The 1,945-nt window shown below is 61.5% G+C and carries 3 protein-coding genes; 2 read left to right on the top strand and 1 reads right to left on the bottom strand.

The genetic code is table 11. From position 1 onward, the window contains the following. Window positions 1-22 precede the first annotated feature (22 nt). Window positions 23-586, bottom strand: a complete 564-nt coding sequence (locus tag EN893_RS31570) for a DUF1003 domain-containing protein (protein ID WP_127268645.1) — start codon at window positions 584-586, stop codon at window positions 23-25. Window positions 587-678: 92 nt separating this feature from the next. On the opposite strand from EN893_RS31570, the gene EN893_RS31565 reads away from it, so the two are divergent. Beyond that, on the top strand, window positions 679-1,395 hold the full coding sequence (locus tag EN893_RS31565) for a DNA-3-methyladenine glycosylase I (RefSeq protein ID WP_127268644.1): 717 nt from the start codon (window positions 679-681) through the stop codon (window positions 1,393-1,395). 129 nt (window positions 1,396-1,524) lie between these two features. Beyond that, window positions 1,525-1,945: nitrilase-related carbon-nitrogen hydrolase (locus tag EN893_RS31560; protein ID WP_281062515.1), on the top strand; the 421-nt coding region annotated here is incomplete at its 3' end.

Here is a 1,945-nt window from a genome sequence, read left to right as displayed (position 1 = left end):
ATGAAATGATGGATCGCGTCGGTCATGAAGCCGACTGCTGCGAAGACAGCCTTTCGTCGATCCGCTTGATCATTTCGGTCAGTTGCACGATCTCGTCGCGCATACCGAGAATCTGGCCGTGGCGCAGTTCATCCAGCTTTTCATGCAGCGCCATGATCTCGATCTCGGCTTTCAGGTTGACCTCGTAGTCGTGGGCGGCGTCGATGCGGTCGCGTTCGGTCTGGCGGTTCTGCGCCATCATGATCACCGGCGCCTGCAAGGCGGCGACCATCGACAGAACGAGATTGAGGAAGATGAACGGGTAGGGATCGAAGGCGTCACGCGACAGCAGCCAGACATTGGCTGATGTCCACAGGATCAGAAAGGCGATGAAGGTCAGGATGAAGGACCATGACCCACCGATGCGGGCGATCGTGTCGGCGAGCCGGTCGCCGAAGGTCTGGTGGAAGGCGACGGTCTTGTTGGTGTCGCGCGAGATGGTGGTGCGTTCGAGCGTCGATTGCAGCACCCGGCTTTCGAGCTGGCTGAGGCCGTCCGGCCGCCGCTTGAGCCAGCGGTTCGCCAGGTCGTCGATCGTCTTGTTCATGGACATCTCCAGGGTCTTTGGCTTGCCGTAAGAGGTAGAGGCTGCCGGCTCACACGGGAAGTGTTAGATTGATTCCAGTTGCCGAGGGACCAATGGCCGATTTCAAGAAAATTCGCGCACGCGCCGCAAAACGCAAGGGCGGCGAAGAGGAACTGACGTCGCTGCTGGGTCCGGCGCCTGACAATGCCGCCGTGGCTGACATCGCCGATGACCGCATTCTCTCTGTTATGGCCGAACGCGTCTTCGCCGCCGGTTTCGTCTGGCGCGTCATCGAGCAGAAATGGCCGGGCTTCGAGGAGGCGTTTCTGCGCTTCGAGCCGAAGCGGCTGCTGTTCCAGCCCGATGATTTCTGGCACGATCTGACGGCCGACCAGCGCATCGTGCGCAACCCGCAGAAGATCAGATCCGTGCGCGACAACGCCGCCTTCGTCGAGCGCGTGTCGAAGGAATATGGCGGCTTCGGCCAATTCCTCGCAAACTGGCCGGCGGACGACCAGGTCGGGCTGATGGCCTGGCTCGGCAAGCATGGCAGCCGGTTGGGCGGCAATACGGGCCAGTATTTCCTGCGCTGGCTGGGTTGGGATGCGTTCGTCATCTCGGGCGATATGGCCGCGGCGTTGCGCGACGCCGGCCTCGACATCGCCGAAAGCCCGACCTCGAAGAGGGACCTCGACAAGATCCAGGCACAGATCAACCAGTGGGTGGTGCAGACAGGCCTGCCGCGCCGGCATATTTCACGCATCTTGGCGATGTCGATCGGCGAGAATCATTCGCCGCAAGCGTTGCGCGAATATATGGGCGACGATTGATACCTGGTCGTCTCGCCACGATTGAAGCACGTCGATCGGTCCGCACACGATTGACGTATGTCAATCGGTCCGAATTGGTCCAAACGAACGCCATTGCCCGGGCAATTTTGCCGCGCTAAGTCAGCAGGCATGACCAAGAAGCTCGACATCCTGCGCATCGCCGTCGCCCAGCTCAATCCGACTGTCGGCGACATATCAGGCAATCTCGCCAAGGCCCGCGAGGCGAGGGCGGATGCCGCACGCCAAGGCGCCGATCTCGTGCTCTATACCGAGCTTTTCCTCGCCGGCTACCCGCCGGAGGATCTGGTGCTGAAGCCGGCCTTTTTGAAAGCCTGCGAAAAGACGGCACAGGACTTTGCCGCCGACACCGCGGATGGCGGTCCCGGCGTCATCATCGGCACGCCGTTGAAGCGCAAGAGCGGCACGCACAATTCGATCGTCTTCGCCGATGGCGGCAAGATCATCGCCGAACGCTACAAGCTCGATCTGCCGAACTACGGCGAGTTCGACGAGAAGCGCGTCTTCCAGGCCGGACCCGAGATCCAGGGGC

It is taken from the genome of Mesorhizobium sp. M7A.F.Ca.CA.004.04.2.1, from assembly GCF_004022825.1.
GTDB lineage: Bacteria > Pseudomonadota > Alphaproteobacteria > Rhizobiales > Rhizobiaceae > Mesorhizobium.
The sequence above is the reverse complement of the archived record's forward strand: the minus strand, read 5'-3'. Positions and strand labels throughout refer to the sequence as shown.

Coding starts and splice junctions, on each gene's coding strand:
- EN893_RS31570 (WP_127268645.1), bottom strand. CDS start 586: ATGAACAAGACGATCGACGACCTGGCGAACCGCTGGCTCAAGCGGCGG.
- EN893_RS31565 (WP_127268644.1), top strand. CDS start 679: ATGGCCGATTTCAAGAAAATTCGCGCACGCGCCGCAAAACGCAAGGGC.